This window comes from Bradyrhizobium quebecense (assembly GCF_013373795.3).
Lineage (GTDB): Bacteria > Pseudomonadota > Alphaproteobacteria > Rhizobiales > Xanthobacteraceae > Bradyrhizobium > Bradyrhizobium quebecense.
The window spans coordinates 4,597,054-4,620,407 of sequence record NZ_CP088022.1 but is presented as its reverse complement, the minus strand read 5'-3'; the positions used below and the strand labels follow the sequence as shown (position 1 = coordinate 4,620,407).

Below are 23,354 nucleotides of genomic sequence, written 5' to 3'. Positions count from 1 at the left end.
GATGCGCCTCCTCCATCTCCTCGTCATCGGCATGCTGATCTTCGCGGCATCCTACGTCTACCGCATCAAGATGGAATCGACCGCGCGCGTCGAACGCGTGCTGCAGCTCAACGCCGAGATCCGCGAGCAGCGCAATGCGATTGCCACCTTGCGCGCCGAATGGGCCAAGCTCGACGCGCCGCTGCGGCTGCAGGGGCTTGCCGAACGCCATCTGCCGCTGAAGCCGGTCAACGCCAACCAGTACGATTCCCTGAGGAATCTGCCGGAGCGGCCGCCGAGCTTCACGCGGCCCGGTTCGCGCGATCCGATCGGCGCGATGATCGACACCATCGAGGCCGCCGCCGCGCCCGACAGCACGACCGGATCGATCGACAAGCCGGCGACCGACCAGCCGGCCGCCGACCAGTCCGCGCCCGCAGAAGATTCCGAGCAGGGCGGGGGAGATCAGTAATGACGGGACCTGCCATGACCGATCCGGCACCCGCCAGCAAGCCGGCCGCAAAATCCGCTGAACCCTGGCGCACGCGGCTGATCCGCACGCTGCTGTACGGAAGCAATGTCGACCGCGCCGCGAAGGCGCGCGCGCGCGTCGGTCTTGCGATCCTTGCCTTTGCCGCGGTTTATTGCGTGCTGGCCGGACGGCTGGTGCTGTTCGCCGTCGGCGCCGACAGTCATGGCGCGCGGCGCACCGCCTCGCAGGACGCGATCGCAACCGCCCGGCCCGACATCACCGACCGCAACGGCGAAATTCTCGCCACCGACGTCAAGGCGCCGAGCCTGTTCGCCGAGCCGCGCCGCCTCATCGACAAGGACGAGGCGATCGAGCTCTTGACCGCGGCCTTGCCCGACCTCGACACCAGCGAAGTGCGCGACCGCCTGTCCTCGCGCAAGGGCTTCGTCTGGCTGAAGCGCGAGATCACGCCGAAGCAGCAGCTCGACATCCATCGCCTTGGCCTTCCCGGCGTCGGCTTCCTGCGCGAGAACAAGCGTGTCTATCCGACCGGCAACGAGGTCGCCCACCTGATCGGCCTCGTCAACATCGACAACCAGGGTATCGCCGGCATGGAGAAGTGGCTGGACAATAACGGTCTGGCCGATCTGCATCGCGCGGGCTTCGCCACCGACCGGCTGCAGAAGCCGGTTGAATTGTCTGTCGACCTGCGCGTCGAGCATGCGCTGCGCGACGAACTGATCAAGGCGAAGGAGAAGTTCAAGGCCAAGGCCGCCTCCGGCCTCGTCTCCAACGTGCGCACCGGCGAGATCGTAGCGATGGTGTCGCTGCCGGATTTCGATCCGAACAATCCGAAGGAAGCGCACGATCCCGACCGCATCAACCGCCTGACCACCGGCGTCTACGAGATGGGCTCGACCTTCAAGGCGTTCACGCTGGCGATGGCGCTGGATAGCGGCCGGTTCGGTCTCAACTCGATGTGGGATGCGCGCGGCCCGCTGCACTACGGCAAGTTCGCGATCCATGACGATCACAACATGGGCCGCATGATCAACATGAAGGAGGTGTTCTACTATTCCTCCAACATCGGCGCCGGGCGCATTGCGCTGGCGATGGGCGTCGACGCGCACAAGGCCTTCCTGCGCAAGATGGGGCAGCTCGAGCGGCTGCGCACCGAATTGCCGGAGAGCGCCTCGCCGATCGTGCCGAAGAAGTGGGGCGAATTGAACACCGTCACCATCTCGTTCGGTCACGGCATCGCGGTGGCGCCGCTGCAGGCGGTGATGGGCATCGACGCGCTGGTCAATGGCGGCTATCTGATCCCGCCGACCTTCCTGAAGCGCACCGAGCAGGAGGCGATGGCGCTGGCCAAGCGCGTCATCAAGCCCGAGACCTCGGACAAGATGCGCTATTTGATGCGGCTCAACGCCGAGATCGGCACCGCGAAGAAGGCCGACGTCAAGGGCTACTATATCGGCGGCAAGACCGGCACCGCGGAGAAGGTCATCAACGGCCGCTACGCCAAGAAGCGCGTGCTGAACGCCTTCACCGCGATCCTGCCCGCCGACAATCCGAAATATCAGCTGCTGATCATGCTCGACGAGCCGCAGCCCCTGAAGGAGACCTATGGCTTCATCACCTCGGGCTGGAATGCGGTGCCGACCGGCGGCAATGTGATCGCCCGAATTGCGCCGCTTTTGGGCGTTGAACCGCGATTCGACCTGCCGCCGTCCGACCGCCTTATTCTTGCGGCATCCAGAACAACCCAGTAAGGCGTATGGACACAGCATGATCCGGAAAAGTGTGAAGCGGTTTTCCGAACAAATCATGCTCAGATAGCGGCGCCAGAACGGCGCCGGCCAGACTGGAAGATCATGAGACTTCGCGACCTCTTCAGCGCCGATGCCACGATCGATCCAAGTGTCGACGCGATTGCCGTCGGAGGGCTTGCGGTCGACAGCCGTGCGGTGAAGCCGGGCGACCTATTCTTCGCGCTGGCCGGCAGCAGGACCGATGGCGCACGCTTCGTCGATGCGGCGATTGCCGCGGGCGCAGTCGCGGTCGCCAGCGACCATCTGCCGCAAGGTGACAGCCGCGTCCCGTTCGTGATCATGCCCAATCCGCGCCGCGCGCTGGCGCTCGCCGCCGCTACGTTCTATCCGCGCCAGCCTGCGACGATCGCGGCGGTGACCGGCACCAGCGGCAAAACCTCGGTCGCGGCGTTCACGCGCCAGATTTGGCAGCGGCTCGGTCACTCCTCGGCGAGCATCGGCACCATCGGTCTCGTCTCGGACAAGCGCACCGTCTACGGCTCGCTGACGACGCCCGATCCGATCGCGCTGCATCGCCAGCTCGACGAGATCGCAGGCGACGGCGTCACGCATCTCGCCTTCGAAGCCTCCTCGCACGGCCTCGACCAGTATCGGCTCGACGGCGTGCGCATCGAAGCCGGCGGCTTCACCAACCTGTCGCGCGACCACATGGATTATCATCCCGATGTCGCGCATTACCTGAATGCAAAACTCCGCCTGTTCCGCGATCTCGTCGCACCTGGCGGCGCTGCCGTGATCTCGGCCGATCATGACTGCTCGCGAGAGGTGATCGATGCGGCGCGGGCGCGCGGCCTGCGCATCATCACGGTCGGCCGCAATGCCGACGCCACCGATGGCATCAAGCTTACCGACGCCGCGATCGAAGGCTTCGCCCAGCAGCTCGTGATCGAGCACCGCGGCCGCAAGCACGCGATCCGGCTGCCGCTGGTCGGCGAATTCCAGATCGAGAATGCGCTGGTCGCGGCGGGCCTTGCGATCGGCACCGGCAGCGCCGCCGACGACGTGTTCGGCACGCTCGAACATCTCGAGGGTGCCAAGGGCCGGCTGGAATTCGTCGGCGAGCACAATGGCGCGCCGATCTTCGTCGACTACGCCCACAAGCCCGATGCGCTCGCCAAGGCGCTGCAAGCGCTGCGGCCCTATGCGAAGCGCAGGCTGGTGGTGATCTTCGGCGCCGGTGGCGATCGCGATGCCGGCAAGCGTTCGATCATGGGCGCGATCGCCGCCGAGAATGCCGATCAGATCATTGTCACCGACGACAATCCACGCAGCGAGAAGCCCGAGGCGATCCGAGCCGCGATCATGGCGACGGCGAAGGGCGCGCGCGAGATCGGCGACCGCGCCGCCGCGATCCGCGCCGGGATCGCCGGCCTCGAGCCGGGCGATGCGCTGGTCGTGGCCGGCAAGGGCCATGAGGTCGGGCAGATCGTCGGCAGCACGACGCTGCCGTTCAGCGATCATGAGGCAGTCGCGAGTGCATTGGCCGAGGAGGGCGCATGAGCACGATGTTGTGGACCTCGGATGCGATGGCGCAAGCGATGCGCGCCGCCACGCAGGGCGCATTGCCAAACGGCATCACCGGTCTCTCGATCGACAGCCGCACCATCGCGCCGGGCGATGCGTATTTCGCGATCAAGGGCGACGTCCATGACGGCCATGCCTTCGTCGAGGCGGCGCTGAAGGCCGGCGCCGGGCTGGCTGTCGTCGAGACTACACAGCGTAAGAAGTTTCCTGCCGACGCGCCGCTGCTCGTGGTCGACGATGTGCTCGCCGGCCTCGTCGAGCTCGCTTATGCCTCGCGCGCGCGGCTCACCGCGCAGATCATCGCGGTGACCGGTTCGGTCGGCAAGACCTCGACGAAAGAGGCGCTGCGCCGCGTGCTGTCAGCGCAGGGCGAGACCCATGCCTCGGTCGCGTCGTTCAACAATCACTGGGGCGTGCCGCTGTCGCTGGCGCGCTGTCCGGCGAGCGCGCGTTTTGCCGTGTTCGAGATCGGCATGAACCATGCAGGCGAGATCACGCCGCTGGTCAAGATGGTGCGGCCGCATGTTGCTGTCATCACCACGATCGAGCCGGTGCATCTGGAATTCTTCGCAGGTATCGAGGCGATCGCCGATGCCAAGGCGGAGATCTTCGCAGGGCTGGAGCCCAATGGCGCGGTCGTGCTCAACCGCGACAACGGGCAATTCTCGCGGCTGCAAAAGCAGGCGAAGAAGGCAGGCATCTCGCGCATCGTCTCGTTCGGCACCGACAAGCGCGCCGAGGCGCGGCTGATCGACCTCTCGCTGCACGCGACCTGCTCGGCGGTGCACGCCGATATTCTGGACCATGACATCACCTACAAGATCGGCATGCCCGGCCGCCACATGGCGATGAACTCGCTGGCGGTGCTCGCGGGCGCCTCGCTGCTCGGTGCCGATATCGCGCGCGCGGCGCTGTCGCTGTCGCAGCTCGAGGCGCCGACCGGCCGCGGCCTTCGCCGCACGCTCGAGGTCGGCCATGGCGAGGCGACGCTGATCGACGAGAGCTACAACGCCAATCCGGCCTCGATGGGCGCCGCGCTCAACGTGCTCGGCCAGGCCCCGACCGGACCGCATGGCCGCCGCATCGCCGTGCTCGGCGACATGCTCGAGCTCGGGCCGACCGGGCCCGAATTGCACCGCGGCCTCAACGAAGCCGTGACCGCCAACCGCATCGACCTCGTATATTGTTGTGGTCCGCTGATGCGGAATCTTTGGGATGCCCTTTCCACCGGCAAGCGGGGAGGCTATGCCGAGAGCTCGGCGGCGCTCGAAGCACAGGCGGTCGCCGCGGTCCGTGCCGGTGACGTGATCATGGTGAAGGGCTCGCTGGGATCGAAGATGAAGCTCATTGTCAGCGCGCTGGAAAAACGCTTCCCCGACAAGGCCGCGCACGAAGAAGCGGTATAGGACTCCTTGAATGTTCTACTGGTTGATCGAACTGTCCAACACCGTTCCGGGGTTTGGGGCATTCCGCAGCGCTCTGAACGTGTTCCGCTACATTACCTTCCGCACCGGCGGCGCGATGGTGACCGGCGCGCTGTTCGTATTCCTGTTCGGGCCCTGGATCATCGATCATTTGCGGCTGCGGCAGGGCAAGGGCCAGCCGATCCGCACCGATGGCCCGCAGTCACACCTGATCTCCAAGAAGGGCACGCCCACCATGGGCGGGCTGATGATCCTGTCCGGGCTCGTGGTGTCGACGCTGCTCTGGGCCAACCCGCTCAATCCCTATGTCTGGATCGTGCTGGCGGTGACGCTCGGCTTCGGGTTCGTCGGCTTCTATGACGATTATCTGAAGGTCACAAAGCAGTCGCACAGCGGCTTCGCCGGTAAGCTGCGGCTCCTGATCGAGGCGGCGATCGGGCTCGCCGCCACCTACGCGCTGGTCCGCCTCGGGCGCGACGTGTCGTCGACGTCGCTCGTCATTCCCTTCTTCAAGGACCTCGTGATCAATTTCGGCTGGTTCTTCGTGATCTTCGGCGCCTTCGTGATGGTCGGCGCCGGCAATGCGGTGAATCTCACCGACGGCCTCGACGGCCTTGCCATCGTGCCGGTCATGATCGCCGCCGCGAGCTTCGGCATGATCTCGTATCTGACCGGCAACGCGGTATTCTCGGACTACCTGCAGATCAACTACGTCGCCGGCACCGGCGAACTGGCGGTGCTATGCGGCGCGGTGCTTGGCGCAGGTCTCGGCTTCCTCTGGTTCAACGCGCCGCCGGCCTCGATCTTCATGGGCGACACCGGCTCGCTCGCGCTCGGCGGCATGCTGGGCGCCACCGCGGTCGCGGTGAAGCACGAGATCGTGCTCGCGGTGATCGGCGGCCTGTTCGTGCTGGAGGCGGTCTCGGTCATCGTGCAGGTCACCTCGTTCAAGCTCACGGGAAAACGCGTGTTCCGGATGGCGCCGCTGCACCATCATTTCGAGCAGAAGGGCTGGACCGAGCCGCAGATCGTGATCCGGTTCTGGATCATCTCGGTGATGCTGGCGCTTGCCGGCCTCTCCACCCTCAAGCTGCGCTGAGCGTCGCCATGATCCCGGTCACTTCCTTCTCGGGCAAGACGGTCGCGGTGTTCGGGCTCGGCGGCTCCGGGCTCGCGAGCTGCCACGCGCTGAAGGCTGGTGGCGCAGAGGTGATCGCGGGCGACGACAGTGCCGACAACGTCGCCAAGGCGGCGCAGGCCGGATTCACCACCGCTGATCTGCGCACCGTGTCGTGGGCGAATTTCGCCGCGCTGATCCTGACCCCCGGCGCGCCGCTGACCCATCCGGTGCCGCACTGGAGCGTGCTGAAGGCGCGCGAGGCGGGCTGCGAGGTGATCGGCGACGTCGAATTGTTCTGCCGCGAGCGGTGCCGCCACGCACCGAACGCGCCGTTCGTCGCCATCACCGGCACCAACGGCAAGTCGACCACGACAGCGCTGATCGCGCATCTGATGAAGGTCGCCGGCTACGACGCCCAGATGGGCGGCAATATCGGCACCGCGATCCTGTCGCTGGAGCCGCCGCGGATGGGCCGCGTCCATGTCATCGAGATGTCGTCCTACCAGATCGACCTCGCGCCGTCGCTCGATCCCTCGGTCGGCATCCTGATCAACATCAGCGAGGACCACATCGATCGCCACGGCACGCTGGCGCATTACGCCGCGGTCAAGGAGCGGCTGGTCGCCGGCGTGCAGCAGGGCGGCACCGCGATCGTCGGCGTCGATGACGGCTGGTGCCGCGACATCGCCGACCGGCTCGATCGCGCCGGCAAGCGCGTGGTGCGCATCTCGGTGAAGAACCCGCTGCCCGACGGTCTTTATGTGGAGCACGAGACCATCGTGGGCGCATCGGGCGCGGCGCGCAGCGAGATCGCGCGGCTCGGCGGCATCGGTTCGCTGCGCGGCCTGCACAATGCGCAGAACGCCGCTTGCGCCTCGGCCTGTGCACTGGCGATGGGGATCGCCACCGACGTGTTGCAGAACGCCCTGCGCAGCTTCCCAGGCCTCGCCCATCGCATGGAGCAGGTCGGCCGACGCGGCAATGTGCTGTTCGTCAACGACTCCAAGGGCACCAACGCGGACGCGGCCGCGCATGCGCTGTCGTCGTTCGCCGACATCTACTGGATCGCCGGCGGCAAGCCGAAGGCCGGCGGCATCACGGGCCTCACCGGATATTTCCCGCGCATCCGCAAGGCCTATCTGATCGGCGAGGCGGCGCAGGAGTTCTCCGGCACGCTCGGCGAGCGCGTCCCGCACGAGATGTCCGGCACACTCGACGTCGCGATCGCCAGCGCCGCGCGCGATGCGGACGCATCGGGGCTTAGCGAAGCCGTCGTGCTGCTGTCTCCGGCCTGCGCCTCGTTCGACCAGTACCGCAATTTCGAAATCCGCGGCACAGCCTTCCGCGACATCGTCCAGGCATTGCCCGGCGTCAAGCCGGTGGTGTGAGAGCCCCGCAGAATTGAAGGATGGGTAGAGCGCAGCGAAACCCATCAGATCGCGCCACGCATTCGCCGGGACGACGGCGAATGCGTGGGCTCGCAGCAGTGAACGAGCCCCCAACCCACCTCCCTCAAAAGTTACCCATCCCGTTAACCCCTTGGAAACCATCCTGCGCCACGAATGAACGTTATCTCTGCCATCTGGGGACGCCCATGCTCGCCCGTGACCAACGCACCCCGTTCTCGGACTGGTGGTGGACCGTCGACAAGCTGCTGCTTGTCGCGATCGCCGCGTTGATGCTGGCCGGCGTCATTCTGTCGCTGGCGGCGAGCCCGCCGGTCGCGACCCGGATCGGGCTCGATCCGTTCCACTTCTTCAATCGCCACGTCATGTTCCTGGTGCCGTCGCTGATCGTGCTGATCGGGGTGTCGTTCATGACGCCGCGGCAGATCCGGCGCACCGCGCTGATCGTGTTTGCGGTCTCGATCGTGCTGATCGTGCTGACGCTGCTGATCGGGCCCGAGGTCAAGGGCTCACGGCGCTGGATCACGCTGCTCGGCGTCAACATCCAGGCCTCCGAAGCCGCCAAGCCCGCCTTCGTCATCGTCGCGGCCTGGCTGTTTGCGGAATCGACCAAGCGGCCGGAGATGCCGGCGACCTCGATGGCGCTGGTGCTGTTGATGACGCTGGTCACGCTTCTGGTGATGGAGCCCGACTTCGGCCAGACCATGCTGATCCTCACGGTGTGGGGCGCGCTGTTCTTCATCGCGGGCATGCGGATGATCTGGGTGTTCGGGCTCGCCGGCGCCGCTGGCGCGGGCCTGTTCGGCGCCTATCTTTTGGTGCCGCACGTCGCCGGCCGCATCAAGCGCTTCATGAACCCGGCCTCCGGCGACACCTTCCAGGTCGACACCGCGATGGAAGCGTTCTGGAACGGCGGCTGGTTCGGGCTCGGGCCGGGCGAGGGCATCGCCAAGCGCAGCCTGCCGGACAGCCACACCGACTTCGTGTTCGCGGTCGCGGCGGAAGAGTTCGGCATCATCCTCTGCCTGATGCTGGTCGCGCTGTTCGGCTTCATCGTGATCCGCACGCTGACCCGCGCCTATGCCACCGAGGACATGTTCTCGCGCTTTGCGGCATCGGGGCTCGCGATCCTGTTCGGCGTGCAGGCGACCATCAACATGGCGGTCAATCTGCAATTGATCCCGGCCAAGGGCATGACGCTGCCGTTCATCTCCTATGGCGGCTCCTCGTTCGTGTCGCTCGCCTATGGCGTCGGCATGATGCTGGCGCTGACGCGGCAGCGGCCGCGTACCGAAATCGAATCGATGGAAGGCGCCAGCGCGCGGCGCGCCTACGCATGAGGCTTCCCATCGCCATTGCGAAGAGCGCCATGGATTGCTTCCGCCTTCGCCAAGGCTTCGACGGACAAGTCGCTTCGCTCGCAATGACGGTATAAATTGTTGCCATGGCTGAGTCCCCCCTGATTCTGCTGGCGGCCGGCGGCACCGGCGGCCATCTGTTCCCGGCCGAAGCGCTCGCCGTGGAATTGATCAGGCGTGGCCTGCGGGTGCGGCTGGCGACCGACGGCCGCGCGCTGCGCTACTCCGGCCTGTTCGGCAGGGAGAGCATCGAGCTCGTGCCGAGCGCGACCGTGCGCAGCCGCAACCCGATCTCGCTGGCACGGACCGTGCTGATGCTCGGCTACGGCACGCTGGTCGCCGCCAATGTGGTGCTCCGGCTGAAGCCGTCGGCCGTCGTCGGCTTCGGTGGTTACCCGACCTTGCCGCCGCTGATCGCGGCGCGGATGCTCGGCGTCCCCGGCATCATTCACGATGCCAATGCGGTGCTCGGCCGCGCCAACCGTTTCCTCTCCGGCCGCGTCAACGCGATCGCGACCTCGCTGCCCGGCGTGCTCGATCGCGATCCCGCGCTCGCCGGCAAGGCCACCACCGTCGGCACGCCGATGCGGCCGGCGATCCTTGCGGCGGCCGCGGTGAAATACACCCCGCCCGAGGTGGATGGGCCGTTGCGGCTGCTGGTCGTCGGCGGCAGCCAGGGCGCGCGGGTGATGAGCGACATCGTGCCGCCGGCGATCGAGAAGCTCGCGCCGGCGTTATGGCGCCGGCTGATCATCACCCAGCAGGTGCGCGAGGAGGACATGGCGCGGGTGCGGGCGGTCTATGACCGGCTCAAGATCGATGCCGAGCTCGCGCCGTTCTTCCCGGACCTGCCGGCGCGGCTGGCCTCGAGCCAATTGGTGATCTCGCGTTCCGGCGCCGGAACGGTGGCCGAACTCGCCGCGATCGGGCGGCCCTCGATCCTGGTGCCGCTGCCGGGCGCGATCGATCAGGACCAATTCGCCAATGCCGGCGTGCTGTCGCAGGCGAACGGCGCGCTGCGCATCACGCAGGCCGACTTCACGCCGGAACGGCTCGCGGCCGAAATCTCGGCCTTCGCCGCGGAGCCCGAGAGACTGACCGCGATGGCGGACGCCGCGCGCAGTGTCGGGCGACTTGATGCCGCGGAGCGGCTGGCCGATCTGGTTGCCAAGGTGGCCGGGATTTGACGCGCCAATCCGGCAGGACGCCGGGGGAGACTTGATCATGACGGGTCTTTTGATTCACTCCGTCTCGGAATTCTCGGACCTGATCCTCGAAGCGCTGCGCCTGGCAGATGCGCAGAATATCGTCGAGATCGGTGCCGAGTATGGCGGCATGTCGGCGCTGCTCGCCGATCACTGCCGGGCCCGTGGCGGCCAGCTCACCAGCGTCGATCCGGCGCCGAAGCGCGAATTCCTCGATTGGGTCGACGCCAATCCGGATGTGCGTCACGTCGCGAAAACCAGTCTCGACGCGTTCGGCGAGCTTGACGCCGCCGACGCCTGGATCGTCGATGGCGATCATAACTGGTACACAGTTTATCACGAGCTCCGCGAGATCGAGGCGATCAGCCGCCGCGCCGCCAAGCCCCTTCTGGTCTTCCTTCATGATGTCGGCTGGCCCTGTGGCCGCCGCGACGCGTACTATGCGCCTGACCAGATTCCGGCAGAGCATCGCCATACGCACAGTTATGATGCAGGCGCCGCGCTGGATCGCGAAAGCCTGGTGGAAGGTCGTGGATTTCGCGGCATGGGCCAGTTCGCGTTCGCAACTCATGCCGGTGGCGTGCGCAACGGCGTGATGACCGCAATCGATGATTTCCTGGCAGAGGAACTTGCGCAGGGCAGGGAGTTCGGCTTCGCCGAGATCCCCGCGGTGTTCGGCTTAGGGGTGCTGTTCGACATGAACGCCGCCTGGAGTGCTCAGCTTGCCGAGCTCGTGCTGCCCTATCACCAGAACAAGCTGCTGCGCGCGCTCGAGACCAACCGGCTGCGCAATTATCTTCGCGTCATCGACATGCAAGATGAGTTCGCCGCGCGGCCGGGAGCGGCGTAGCCGCCGGGGCCGAGATGGAGATGTCCGTGACGTCAGATCACCACCACCGGCCGGTAGCTGACAACAGCGACATTTCCGCGGCTGCGGGGCGGAAAAAGCCCTTGTCACGCATGGGAAAAGCGGGGCATCCAGTACTCAGCGCGACCGATGTGAGGCGCGCACGGACGATGATATCAGGAACCGGATCATGAGACTGCCGCGCGAGATCGGACCCATTCACTTCGTCGGGATCGGCGGCATCGGCATGAGCGGCATCGCCGAGGTGCTGATCAATCTCGGCTACACCGTGCAGGGCTCCGATGCGTCGGACAATTACAACCTCGACCGGCTGCGCAAGAAGGGCGCCAAGATCTCGGTCGGCCACGCCGCCGAGAACGTCGATGGCGCCGACGTCGTCGTGGTCTCGACCGCGATCAAGCGCGACAATCCCGAGCTGATGGCGGCGCGCGCGCAGCGCATTCCGGTGGTGCGGCGCGCCGAGATGCTGGCGGAATTGATGCGGCTGAAGAGCTGCGTCGCGATCGCCGGCACTCATGGCAAGACGACGACGACGACGATGGTGGCGACCTTACTCGACGCCGGCGGGCTCGATCCGACCGTGATCAATGGCGGCATCATCAACGCCTATGGCTCCAATGCGCGGCTCGGGGCCGGCGACTGGATGGTGGTTGAGGCCGACGAGAGCGACGGCACGTTCCTGAAGCTGCCGTCCGACGTCGTCATCGTCACCAATATCGATCCCGAGCATCTCGATCACTTCAAGACCTTTGAGGCGATCCAGGACGCCTTCCGCGATTTCGTCGAGAACGTTCCGTTCTACGGCTTTGCCGTGATGTGTACCGATCATCCGGTGGTGCAAACCCTGGTCGGCAAGATCGAGGACCGCCGCATCATCACCTACGGCCAGAATCCGCAGGCCGACGCGCAGCTCCTGGATCTGACGCCGATGGGCGGCGGCTCGAAATTCAAGGTCGCGATCCGCGATCGCAAGTCGGGCGCGACGCACGAGATCGCTGACATCATGCTGCCGATGCCGGGACGCCACAATGCGTCGAACGCGACGGCGGCGATCGCGGTCGCGCATCAGCTCGGCGTGTCCGATGACGTGATCCGCCAGGCCATGGCCGGCTTCGGTGGCGTGAAGCGGCGCTTCACCAAGACCGGTGAGACGAACGGTGTCGTCGTGATCGATGATTACGGCCATCATCCGGTCGAGATCGCGGCCGTGCTGAAGGCGGCGCGGGAATCCACCAACGGCAAGATCGTCGCCGTGGTGCAGCCGCATCGCTACACCCGCCTGCAATCCTTGTTCGAAGAGTTCTGCACCTGCTTCAACGATGCCGATGCGGTCGTGGTCGCCGAGGTCTATCCGGCCGGCGAAGCACCGATCGCAGGCATCGACCGCGACCATTTCGCCGCCGGCCTGCGCGCCCACGGCCATCGCAACGTTGTCCCGCTGCCGAACGCCGGCGAGCTCGCGAAGATCGTTCACGGTATTGCCAAGTCCGGCGACCTCGTCGTCTGCCTCGGCGCCGGCAACATCACGCAATGGGCCTACGCACTGCCCGACGAATTGAAGGCGCTGGGGTGATCGTGACTTTCCCCGACATCACGCCCGACCTGAAAACCGCGATGCCGGAGCTGCGCGGGCGGCTGCTGGCGAACCAGTCGCTGGCGGAATTGACCTGGTTTCGCGTCGGCGGTCCTGCGCAGGTGCTGTTCACGCCGGCCGACGAAGACGATCTCGCCTACTTCCTGAAGCATCTGCCGCAGGAGCTGCCGGTCTATGTCGTCGGCGTCGGCTCCAATCTGATCGTGCGCGACGGCGGCATGCCCGGGGTCGTGATCCGGCTCGCGCCGCGAGCGTTCGGCGAGATCAGCGCGGCCGGCGATGTCGTCACGGCCGGCGCCGCGGCGCTCGACAAGCGCGTCGCCGAGACGGCGGCAGCGGCAAACGTCGGCGGCATGGAATTCTTCTTCGGTATTCCCGGCACGATCGGCGGCGCGCTGCGCATGAACGCCGGCGCCAATGGCGGCGAGACCAAGGACGTGCTGGTGGAGGCCACCGGCATCGGCCGGGACGGCACGAAGCATACCTTCAGCAATGCCGACATGAAGTTCGTCTATCGCAACTCTGGCGTCGATCCGTCGATCATCTTCACCTCGGCGCGCTTTCGCGGCAGGATCACCGATGCGGACGCGATCCGCGCCCGCATGAACGAGGTGCAGGCCCATCGCGAGACCGCGCAGCCTATCCGCGAGAAGACCGGCGGCTCGACCTTCAAGAATCCGCCCGGCAACAGCGCCTGGAAGCTGATCGACGCCGCCGGTTGCCGAGGCCTCAAGGTCGGTGGCGCGCAGGTGTCGGAGATGCACTGCAATTTCCTGATCAACACCGGCAACGCCACCGGGCATGACATCGAGACCCTCGGCGAGACGGTGCGCGAGCGGGTCAAGCAGATCAGCGGAATTGAGCTGCACTGGGAAATCAAGCGGATCGGGAAAAGCTGATGCAGGTGACCATTCTGTTCGGCGGCACCAACAAGGAGCGGCTGGTCTCGGTGGCGAGTGCGCAGGCGCTGCACCGCGCGCTGCCCGACGCTGACCTCTGGTTCTGGGACGTTGACGACACCGTGCATGCGGTGACGTCCGAACAGCTGCTCGGCCACACGCGGCCCTTCGAAGTCGACTTCAAACCCGATGGTCGGGGCATCGCGCTCGACCATGCACTCGACAGGGCAGGCGCCGAGCAGCGCGTGCTGGTGCTCGGCTTGCACGGTGGCCGCGCCGAGAACGGCGAATTGCAGGCGATGTGTGAGATGCGGGGCGTCGCATTCACCGGCTCCGGCTCGGCGTCGTCGCATTTGGCGTTCGACAAGCCATCGGCGAAGCGCTTCGCCGCGATCGCGGGCCTCAACGCGCCGCAGGGCATATCGGTCGCACAGCTCGATGAGGCGTTCGCCCAGCACGGCAGGCTGATCGCAAAGCCCGCCAAGGACGGATCGAGCTACGGGCTGATCTTCGTCAACGCACAGCAGGACCTCGTCGCGGTCCGCAATGCCGCGAAGCATGAAGACTATCTGATCGAGCCGTTCGTGTCGGGCGTGGAGGCGACCTGCGGCGTGCTCGAGCAATCCGACGGCACGGTGTTCGCATTGCCGCCGATCGAGATCGTGCCGGCGGAGGGGGGCTTCGACTACACAGCCAAATACCTCCTGAAGTCGACCCAGGAGATCTGTCCCGGCCGCTTCGCGCCCGAGGTCAGCGCCGCGATCATGGACCATGCGTTGCGGGCGCATCGCGCATTGTCGTGCACCGGATATTCGCGCAGCGATTTCATCGTGTCGGCCAATGGCCCGGTCTACCTTGAGACCAACACGCTGCCCGGCCTCACCGCGGCATCACTTTACCCTAAGGCCTTGAAAGCACAGGGCATCGCCTTTGCCGACTTCCTGCGTGACCAGATCGCGCTCGGCCGCCGCCGCGCCAGGAGTTAAGGCCAACCGGGCCGGGAACCCGCCTGACTCGGCCGGATGGAACCCGGGCGCTGTTGCTAAAATGCTATCGGGTTCGCGGCAAAGTATTCAGAGCGTTGATCAAAATACACTCCAGGCTGAACTCCTTTACCATTTGTTTACCAGGAAGCCCGAAGGTTAACGCTGGCGGCGCATGTAGCGCTTGGCTGCCGGGGCGTGAGCTGTCGCGGATTACCGCTTCGAGGATCGCAACCAGGGAACAGGGGGCCTCTCTAATCCCACCGGTCTAGCCGAGACGTGATTTGTGCCGGGACCCCGCAGGGTTTGCGGGCGCAACATGTGACGAGCTCGTGCAATGGATGGTGCAGGACGCCTCACCCGATCGCTGCGATCGCTGGGGCCTCAAGCTGACCTGAGAGCAGCCGCTATTGGAGCGGCAGTGCTGCTGCGCGAGTATGTCGGCGCCCATCTCGCGCGCTGCCGCCGGCGTCCCGCCAGTCGGCCGCAGATGATCGATCGCGCGCCGCCGAACCGCTACATCCTGCTGGTCGAACGCTATCTGCCGCGCCGCATCGGCCTGGTCGCGACGCTCGCAATCCTGTTCGGCAGCCTGGGCTTCGGCATCGTCAGGGGCGGCCATCTCGAGGAGTTCACCACCGCGCTCAGCGACACCCGCAATGCGCTGGCCAATTCCGCGGGCTTCCGCATCACCACCGTCGGCATCAACGGCCGCAAGCAGCTGAGCCAGGACGAGGTGCTTGCGATCGGCGGCGTTAACGGCCGCTCCTCGCTGCTGTTCCTCGACGCCGACACCGTGCGCGCCAAGCTGAAGGCCAATCCCTGGATCGCCGACGCCACGATCCTCAAGCTCTATCCGGGCCGGCTGCAGATCGACATCGTCGAGCGCACCGCCTTCGCGCTGTGGCAGCAGAACGGCCGCCTGTCGGTGATCGCCTCCGACGGCGCGGTGCTCGAGCCCTATGTGTCGCGCCGCTTCCTCAATCTGCCGCTGGTGGTGGGCAAGGGCGCGGACACCCGCGCCCAGGACTTCCTGGCGCTGCTCGACCGTTATCCGCAGGTGCGCTCGGTGACCAAGGCCGCGATCTTCGTCGGCGAGCGACGCTGGAACCTGCGCCTCAAGGACGGCCTCGACGTCCGCTTGCCCGAGAACGATGTCGGCAACGCGCTGGCCGCACTCTCAAAGCTCGACAAGGACGAGAAGCTGTTCTCGCGCGACATCGTCGCCGTCGACATGCGCTTGCCCGATCGGCTGATCGTGCAATTGTCCGAGGAAGCCGGCAAGGCGCGTGACGAGCTGTTCAAGGACAAGAAGTCCAAGAAGAAGGCCGGTGACTCCGCATGACCGGCCTCGATCGCAATTTGACCCCGAAGACCCGCCCGATGCAGAAGCGCACCGCGATGGTGGCTTCGCTCGACGTCGGCTCCAGCAAGATCGCCTGCATGATCGCGCGGCTCAGGCCGTCGCCCCCGAACGAGGTGCTGCGCGGCCGCACCCATGCGGTCGAATTGATCGGCTACAGCCAGATCCAGTCGCGCGGCGTCAAGGCCGGCTCCGTCGTCGATCTCGCCGAATGCGAGAAGGCGGTCCGCCATGCCGTGGCGCTGGCCGAGCGCATGGCCAAGGTCCGTGTCGAATCCGTTCTGCTGTCGGTTTCCGGCGGCAGGCTGCATGGCCAGCTGGTTGAAGCCGCGGCCGATATCCACGGCGGCTCGGTGACCGCGGACGATATCAGCCGCGTCACCTCGGCCGGCATGCGCCACGCCGCCGGCGCCGGCCGCACCGTGCTACACGCGCTGCCGGTCGGCTACGCGCTCGACGGCGTCAAGGGCATCCGCGATCCCAGAGGCATGGTGGCGCGCCAGTTCGGCGTCGACATGAATGTGGTGACGTCGGACGCGACGGTCGCCAAGAACCTGATGCTGGTGGTCGAGCGCTGCCATCTCAACGTCGAAGCTATGGCGTCGAGCCCCTATGTCGCGGGCCTGTCGGTCCTGACCGATGACGAGGCCGATCTCGGCGCTGCCGTCGTCGAGATGGGCGCGGGCTCGACGACGATCGCGACCTATTCCGGCGGCCGCCTCGTGCACGCATCCGGATTTGCGCTCGGCGGGCAACACATCACGATGGATCTTGCGCGCGGCATCGGCGCGTGCATTGCGGATGCCGAGCGAATCAAGACTTTATACGGCACGGTGCTGACCGGCGGTTCGGACTCGCGCGAGCTGATGTCCGTTCCCACTGCAGGCGATGATCGGGAGACTCCGCAAATCGTGTCCCGCGCCACGATCGCCAACATTGTCCGGCATCGCGCCGAGGAGATTTTCGAAATGGTCCGTGACCGGCTCGCGGATTCTCCCTTTGCGGCAGAGCCGAGGGCGCGCGTCGTGCTGAGCGGCGGCGCGTCGCAGCTCACCGGCACCGTCGAGCTTGCCACCCGTATCCTGAACCGTCAGGTCCGTATCGGCCGCCCGCTCGGCTTCGGTCGGCTGCCGAACGAGGCGAAGGGCGCCTCGTTCTCGGTGCCGACGGGCCTCTTGGTCTACCCGCAATACGCACATCTTGAACATGTCGAACCGCGGCGTACGCGGCAGCTCAGGACAGGGACAGACGGTTACTTCGGAAAGGTCGGACGATGGCTTCGCGAGGGCTTCTGATGACCACACCCCGGCTCATTGCATTTTCACCAGCTCCTGCGGCCAGCGGCCGGGACGAACCAACGCGCGCATAATCGAGAGAGGCAACCATGGCACTCAATCTGACACCCCCTGACATCAGCGAGCTGAAACCGCGGATCACCGTCTTCGGCGTCGGCGGCGCGGGTGGTAATGCCGTCAACAACATGATCACCGCCGGGTTGCAGGGCGTCGACTTCGTCGTCGCCAACACCGACGCGCAGGCGCTGACCATGTCGAAGGCGCAGCGCATCATCCAGATGGGCACCCAGGTCACCCAGGGCCTCGGCGCCGGATCGCAGCCCGATGTCGGCGCTGCGGCCGCGCAGGAGGTCATGGACGAACTGCGCGATCACCTGACCGGCGCCAACATGGTGTTCGTCACCGCCGGCATGGGCGGCGGCACCGGCACCGGGGCTGCGCCCGTGATCGCCAAGGCCGCCCGGGAGATGGGAATCCTCACCGTCGGCGTGGTGACGAAGCCGTTCCACTTCGAGGGTCAGCGCCGGATGCGCACCGCCGAGCACGGTATCTCCGAGCTCCACAAGGTGGTCGACACGCTGCTGATCATTCCGAACCAGAACCTGTTCCGGGTTGCCAACGAGAAGACCACCTTCGCCGACGCGTTCGCGATGGCCGACCAGGTGCTTTACTCGGGCGTCGCCTGCATCACCGACCTGATGGTCAAGGAAGGCCTGATCAACCTCGACTTCGCCGACGTCCGCGCCGTGATGCGGGAGATGGGCAAGGCGATGATGGGCACCGGCGAGGCCACCGGCGAGAAGCGCGCGCTGACCGCCGCCGAAGCAGCGATCGCCAACCCGCTGATCGACGATAGCTCGATGAAGGGCGCCCGCGGCCTGTTGATCTCGATCACGGGCGGCAAGGACCTCACTCTGTTCGAGGTCGACGAAGCCGCAACCCGCATCCGCGAAGAAGTCGATGCCGACGCCAACATCATCGTCGGCGCCACCTTCGACGAATCGCTCGACGGCGTCATTCGCGTCTCGGTGGTCGCAACCGGTATCGAGCAGGCCGCGATCGCTTCCCGTGCCCAGGCTCCCGCGCAGCAGCCGGGTGGCTCGCCCGAGAGCCGGTTGGCCGATCTGACCGCTCGCCTGCGTGCCGACAATCAGCGCATGGCCGAGCGCGCCCAGAAGCTGGAACCGCCGACGGGCGTGACGGTTGCTCCGATTGCAGCTGCCGCCGCGCCCCAGCAGCGTCCGGCCGTCGAGCGCGCCGCGCTCGCGGCAATCGCTGCCGCGGTTGCCCCGGACAGCGCACCGGCTCAGGCGCCGATGCAGCCGGGGTCCTACGGTGACGTCACCGTGCGCCCGATTGCCCAGAAGCCGACGTTGTTCCCGGACCACGAGGCGGCCCGCGCCGAACAGCACGAGCCGATGCCGCCCGAGACCTTCATCCCGCAGGCGGCGGAGCGGTCGCCGGTCCGTGCCCCGAGGATGCCAAAGTTCGAGGATCTACCGATGCCGGCGCAGGCCGAGATCCGCCAGGCCAGCGGTGACGGCGAGGCGGAGCACCCGCAGAAGACCCGGCTGTCGCTGTTGCAGCGGCTGGCCAATGTCGGCCTCGGTCGCCGCGACGAAGAGACCGAGCCGCCAATCGCGGCCCGTGCCTCGGGTCCTGCGATGCCGACGATGCCGCCGCTGCTCGACCGCAAGCCGGCCCGCAGCGTCGCCCAGCAGATCTCGGCGAACGAATCGCCGGTATCGGAATATGCGAAACGCCCGGCACCGCAGGGATTGGACGCCCATGGCCGCCAGGCGCCTGTTGCCCCGGCGCCACAGGGTGACGACCATCTTGATATCCCGGCCTTCCTGCGCCGGCAGGCAAACTGAAGTTTGTTACAACCTTGGCGACGAAGAAGGCCTCGGCGGGGAACCGCCGAGGCCTTCTCCTTTTGGCGGGCAAGCGATTGCATCAGGTGAACAAGCAACTGATTTTAAATGATTAATTATTATTTCGGTGGTCAAATGGCCACTCGCCGGGGGCCGTTTTCGCTGCCGCAATTGGCTTAACCTTGGGCGCGAATGCGGCGGAGATGGGGTAACAATCGGTAAAGAAGCGTGAGTTGGCGCGGTTTAGGGCTGTGACTATGGTCTGCCGGGACTTGGGGAGCTCATGCGAGTCGGCCTTGGGGAAGTTTGGCCACTTGATGTTGAGCGAAGTCGGGTAGTGGGCATTATCGAATGAAGTTCAGCCGTCAGACAACGCTTCGGTCGCAAGCCACCGTGACTGGCGTAGGCGTTCATTCCGGTCTTCCTGTCAGTCTCACGCTGGGACCTGCACCCGTCGATGCGGGTTTTATTTTTGTCCGCACCGGTCTCGACGGTGCCGACCGCGAAGTTACCGCCACCGCCGACGCTGTGATCGCAACCGAATTCGCGACGGTGCTGGGTGACCGCGAAGGGCCGCTGGTCTCGACCGCGGAGCATGTTCTCGCCGCGCTGCGCGGCATGGGCGTCGACAACGCCACGATCGAAGTCGACGCTGCTGAAGTTCCGATCATGGACGGCAGCGCTGCGGCGTTTGTCGCGGCCATCGATCAGGCTGGCATTGTGACCCAGCCCGGCGTCCGCCGCTTCATCCAGGTGCTGAAGCCGGTGCAGGTCAAGATCGGCGATGCGATGGGCGAGCTGCGTCCGTTCGCCGGCGGGTTCCGCGCCGAAGTCGAAATCAATTTCGCCAACAAGGTTATCGGTCACCAGACCTACTCCTTCGATCTGTCTCCGGAAGGCTTCCGCCGCGAAGTCGCGCGGGCCCGTACCTTCGGCTGCATGAATGACGTGGCGCGGCTGTGGGGCGCTGGCTTCGCGCTCGGTGCCTCCTTCGACAACACCGTGGTGTTCGACGAGGCTCGCCTACTCAACTCCGAGGGCCTGCGCTACGCCAACGAGTGCGCCCGCCACAAGGTGCTCGACGTGATCGGCGATCTGGCGCTGGCCGGCCTGCCGCTGCTCGGCAGCTACCGTTCGGTCCGTGGCGGCCACAAGCTCAACAACGCAGTGCTGAAGGCGCTGCTCGCCGACCGCAGCTCCTGGCGCGTGGTCGAATCGGAAACCGCCCGGCGGCCGGTCCGCGGCCATGTCGAAGCCGGTGCAAGCACGGTGGGCGGCCTGGTCGCCCCGGCCTACGGTCCGGACGTGTCCTGATCGCCGCAGGCGGTCTGGCCCAATTTCCGTAATAACCACAGCAGGCTGTGAGTGTCGCCGGGTCGCCTTATTCCCGGCGGATTGGCTCCCTATTCGGTTGGTCGACGGTCATTTTTCGGTTAAACAGGCCCGCGGCTGCCTTGATCCGGCGCCAACGGCACGAGAGATATTGCATCCGTGATCGCGGTTCATGGGTGGAGTGGGGTCGCCGTTAACCGCATCAAAGGCGTCAGGTTTTACAATCCATGTCGGCAATGCGTATGGCGCTCGAACAACGCAATTCTTCTGACGTCTCCGGCCTGACCAAGGCCGCGCGCACGCTGCGTTTCGCGGCGGGCCTGATCGTGCTGGCGTTGCCGCTCTCAGGCTGCGGCACCGGCGCGCTGTGGGACAAGTTCATGGCCAAGGACGACACGTTCGTCGATGAGCCCGCGGACAAGCTCTACAATGAGGGCTTGTACATGATGAACGAGAAGAAGGACCTGAAGGCCGCTTCGAAGAAGTTCGAGGAAGTCGACCGTCAGCATCCCTATTCGGACTGGGCGCGCAAGTCGCTCCTGATGTCGGCCTATTCGTACTATCAGGCGGGCGACTACGACAGCTGCATCGGCTCCGCCACCCGCTACGTGACGCTGCATCCCGGCAGCCCGGACGCGTCCTACGCCCAGTACCTGATCGCGGCATCGCATTTCGACCAGATCCCGGACATCTCGCGCGACCAGAGCCGCACCGAGAAGGCGATCGCGGCGCTCGAAGAAGTGGTGCGCAAATATCCGACCTCGGAATATGCCACCCAGGCCAAGGCCAAGATCCAGGCTGCGCGCGACCAGCTCGCCGGCAAGGAAATGGCGGTCGGCCGCTATTACATCGAGAAGCGCGACTTCACCGCCGCGATCAACCGCTTCAAGACCGTGGTCACCCAGTACCAGACCACCCGCCACGTCGAAGAGGCGCTCTACCGGCTGACCGAGGCCTATATGGCGATCGGCATCGCCGGCGAGGCGCAGACCGCCGCCGCGGTGCTCGGCCACAATTTTCCGGACAGCCGCTGGTACAAGGACGCGTATAATCTAGTAAAGTCCGGCGGTCTCGAGCCGAGCGAGAATCAGGGATCCTGGATCAGCAGGACCTTCAAGAAGATAGGTCTCGGCTAGGAATTGTCCTCGCATGCTGGCCCGTCTGTCGATCCGTGACATCGTCCTGATCGAACGGCTTGATATCGAATTCTCCCGTGGCCTGGCGGTGCTGACCGGCGAAACCGGCGCCGGCAAATCCATCCTGCTTGATGCCTTTGCGCTGGCGCTCGGTGGGCGCGGCGATGCAGGACTGGTGCGCCATGGCGCCGAGCAGGGGCAGGTCACCGCCACGTTCGATGTCCCGAAGGGGCATCCGGCCGCCAGGATCCTTGCCGAGAACGGCCTCGATGACACCGGCGAGATGATCCTGCGCCGCGTGCAACTCGCCGACGGCCGCACCCGCGCCTTCATCAACGACCAGGCGATCAGCGTGCAGACCCTGAAGACGGTCGGCGCTGTTCTGGTCGAAATCCATGGTCAGCACGACGAGCGCGCTTTGGTCGACGCCTCCACCCACCGCCAGCTGCTCGACGCCTTCGCCGGCCACGAGAAGGACGTCGCGGCGCTGGAAGCACTGTGGGACATCAGGCGGACCGCCAACGCCGATCTCGACGAGCATCGCGCCGGCATGGAGCGGGCCGCGCGCGAGGCCGACTATCTGCGCCATGCCTCCCAGGAGCTGAAGACGCTGGCGCCGAAGGAGGGCGAGGAGACCGAGCTCGCGAACCGCCGCACCACCATGATGCAGGGCGAGAAGGTCGCGACCGATCTGCGCGAGGCGCAGGAGGCGATCGGCGGCTCGCATTCGCCGGTGTCGGCCCTGTCGGCCGCGGTGCGGCGGCTGGAGCGGCGTGCTGCCAATGCGCCCAGCCTGATCGAGCCGGCGGTCAAGGCGATCGATATCGCGATCAACGCGCTGGAAGAGGCCGACCAGCATCTCCACGCCGCACTGGCGGCGACCGATTTCGATCCGGCCGAGCTCGAGCGCATCGAGGAACGGCTGTTCGCGCTGCGCGCCGCCTCGCGCAAATATTCGACGCCGGTCGATCTGCTGGCGGCGCTGGCGGCGCAATACGCTGATGACGTCGCGCTGATCGATGCCGGCGCCGATCAGCTGAAGAAGCTGGAAGCGGCCGCAGCCGAAGCCGACAAGCGCTATGCTGCTGCGGCGGCAAAGCTGTCGGCGGCGCGCGCCAAGGCGGCTGAGAAGCTCAACAAGGCCGTCAATGCCGAGCTCGCGCCGCTCAAGCTCGAGCGTGCGAAATTCATGACGCAGGTCGAGGCCAATGCCGCCGCGCCGGGGCCGCAGGGCATCGACCGCGTCGAGTTCTGGGTGCAGACCAATCCGGGCACCAAGCCGGGGCCGATGATGAAGGTCGCCTCCGGCGGCGAGCTGTCGCGCTTCCTGCTGGCGCTGAAGGTCGTGCTGGCCGATCGCGGCTCGGCGCCGACCCTGGTGTTCGACGAAATCGACACCGGTGTCGGCGGTGCGGTGGCGGATGCGATCGGCTCGCGGCTGGCACGCCTCGCCGGCAAGGTGCAGGTGATGGCAGTGACGCATGCGCCGCAGGTCGCAGCCCGCGCAAGCCAGCATCTGTTGATCTCGAAGGATGCGCTCGACAAGGGCAAGCGGGTCGCCACCCGCGTCAACGCGCTCGCCGCCGACCACCGCCGCGAGGAGATCGCGCGCATGCTGGCCGGCGCCGAGATCACCGCGGAGGCGAGGGCTGCGGCGGAACGGCTGCTCAGGGCGGCGAGCTAGTCTGCC

General features: G+C 66.2%; 18 protein-coding genes and 1 pseudogene. All 19 read left to right on the top strand.

What is annotated here, in order from left to right; all coding sequences use genetic code 11:
- Position 1: 1 nt before the first annotated feature.
- Positions 2 to 451, top strand: a complete 450-nt coding sequence (gene ftsL, locus HU230_RS22380) for a cell division protein FtsL (protein ID WP_176529821.1) — start codon at positions 2 to 4, stop codon at positions 449 to 451.
- Positions 451 to 2,223 (top strand): peptidoglycan D,D-transpeptidase FtsI family protein, encoded by a 1,773-nt coding sequence (locus tag HU230_RS22375; protein WP_420840795.1) that lies wholly within the window; start codon positions 451 to 453, stop codon positions 2,221 to 2,223. Before ftsL ends, HU230_RS22375 begins: the two co-directional genes overlap by 1 nt.
- A gap of 102 nt (positions 2,224 to 2,325) precedes the next feature.
- Entirely contained in the window at positions 2,326 to 3,783 is a 1,458-nt protein-coding gene (locus HU230_RS22370) for a UDP-N-acetylmuramoyl-L-alanyl-D-glutamate--2,6-diaminopimelate ligase (RefSeq protein ID WP_176529822.1), read from the top strand.
- The gene (locus HU230_RS22365; RefSeq protein ID WP_176529823.1) at positions 3,780 to 5,213 is read left to right on the top strand and encodes a UDP-N-acetylmuramoylalanyl-D-glutamyl-2,6-diaminopimelate--D-alanyl-D-alanine ligase; all 1,434 of its coding nucleotides are present in this window, start codon (positions 3,780 to 3,782) and stop codon (positions 5,211 to 5,213) included. Before HU230_RS22370 ends, HU230_RS22365 begins: the two co-directional genes overlap by 4 nt.
- 10 nt (positions 5,214 to 5,223) lie before the next feature.
- Positions 5,224 to 6,330 carry a phospho-N-acetylmuramoyl-pentapeptide-transferase gene (gene mraY / locus HU230_RS22360; protein ID WP_016846578.1) on the top strand — a complete coding sequence of 369 codons (1,107 nt, stop codon included), beginning with the start codon at positions 5,224 to 5,226 and terminating at the stop codon, positions 6,328 to 6,330.
- Positions 6,331 to 6,338: 8 nt separating this feature from the next.
- Positions 6,339 to 7,739, top strand: a complete 1,401-nt coding sequence (gene murD, locus HU230_RS22355) for a UDP-N-acetylmuramoyl-L-alanine--D-glutamate ligase (RefSeq protein WP_176529824.1) — start codon at positions 6,339 to 6,341, stop codon at positions 7,737 to 7,739.
- A 206-nt stretch (positions 7,740 to 7,945) separates the two neighbouring features.
- A complete protein-coding gene (ftsW, locus tag HU230_RS22350; RefSeq protein WP_176529825.1) occupies positions 7,946 to 9,097 on the top strand; it encodes a putative lipid II flippase FtsW in 1,152 nt (383 codons plus the stop codon).
- A gap of 104 nt (positions 9,098 to 9,201) precedes the next feature.
- The gene (gene murG, locus HU230_RS22345; protein ID WP_176529826.1) at positions 9,202 to 10,302 is read left to right on the top strand and encodes an undecaprenyldiphospho-muramoylpentapeptide beta-N-acetylglucosaminyltransferase; all 1,101 of its coding nucleotides are present in this window, start codon (positions 9,202 to 9,204) and stop codon (positions 10,300 to 10,302) included.
- Between the two features lie 37 nt (positions 10,303 to 10,339).
- Positions 10,340 to 11,170: a class I SAM-dependent methyltransferase gene (locus HU230_RS22340; RefSeq protein ID WP_176529827.1), complete on the top strand. Its 831-nt coding sequence runs from the start codon at positions 10,340 to 10,342 to the stop codon at positions 11,168 to 11,170.
- Positions 11,171 to 11,357: 187 nt separating this feature from the next.
- Entirely contained in the window at positions 11,358 to 12,761 is a 1,404-nt protein-coding gene (murC, locus tag HU230_RS22335) for a UDP-N-acetylmuramate--L-alanine ligase (protein WP_176529828.1), read from the top strand.
- Between the two features lie 2 nt (positions 12,762 to 12,763).
- A complete protein-coding gene (murB, locus tag HU230_RS22330) occupies positions 12,764 to 13,681 on the top strand; it encodes a UDP-N-acetylmuramate dehydrogenase (protein WP_176534917.1) in 918 nt (305 codons plus the stop codon).
- Complete coding sequence (locus tag HU230_RS22325) at positions 13,681 to 14,667, top strand: D-alanine--D-alanine ligase family protein (protein ID WP_176529829.1); 987 nt, start codon at positions 13,681 to 13,683, stop codon at positions 14,665 to 14,667. Before murB ends, HU230_RS22325 begins: the two co-directional genes overlap by 1 nt.
- Positions 14,668 to 14,793: 126 nt before the next feature.
- Positions 14,794 to 15,062: pseudogene (locus HU230_RS22320) on the top strand (hypothetical protein); the annotation flags it as partial.
- Complete coding sequence (locus HU230_RS22315) at positions 15,002 to 16,009, top strand: cell division protein FtsQ/DivIB (protein ID WP_176529830.1); 1,008 nt, start codon at positions 15,002 to 15,004, stop codon at positions 16,007 to 16,009. The pseudogene HU230_RS22320 and the gene HU230_RS22315, both read left to right, overlap by 61 nt.
- A complete protein-coding gene (gene ftsA, locus HU230_RS22310; RefSeq protein ID WP_176529831.1) occupies positions 16,006 to 17,322 on the top strand; it encodes a cell division protein FtsA in 1,317 nt (438 codons plus the stop codon). The genes HU230_RS22315 and ftsA overlap by 4 nt, the downstream gene beginning before the upstream one ends.
- A gap of 89 nt (positions 17,323 to 17,411) precedes the next feature.
- A complete protein-coding gene (gene ftsZ, locus HU230_RS22305; protein WP_176529832.1) occupies positions 17,412 to 19,196 on the top strand; it encodes a cell division protein FtsZ in 1,785 nt (594 codons plus the stop codon).
- 351 nt (positions 19,197 to 19,547) lie between these two features.
- Positions 19,548 to 20,510 (top strand): UDP-3-O-acyl-N-acetylglucosamine deacetylase, encoded by a 963-nt coding sequence (lpxC, locus tag HU230_RS22300; RefSeq protein ID WP_176529833.1) that lies wholly within the window; start codon positions 19,548 to 19,550, stop codon positions 20,508 to 20,510.
- A gap of 245 nt (positions 20,511 to 20,755) precedes the next feature.
- Positions 20,756 to 21,664, top strand: coding sequence for an outer membrane protein assembly factor BamD (locus HU230_RS22295; RefSeq protein WP_409334627.1), 909 nt, complete (start codon positions 20,756 to 20,758; stop codon positions 21,662 to 21,664).
- Positions 21,665 to 21,677: 13 nt separating this feature from the next.
- Positions 21,678 to 23,348, top strand: a complete 1,671-nt coding sequence (gene recN / locus HU230_RS22290; RefSeq protein WP_176529834.1) for a DNA repair protein RecN — start codon at positions 21,678 to 21,680, stop codon at positions 23,346 to 23,348.
- The last annotated feature ends 6 nt before the right edge of the window (positions 23,349 to 23,354 follow it).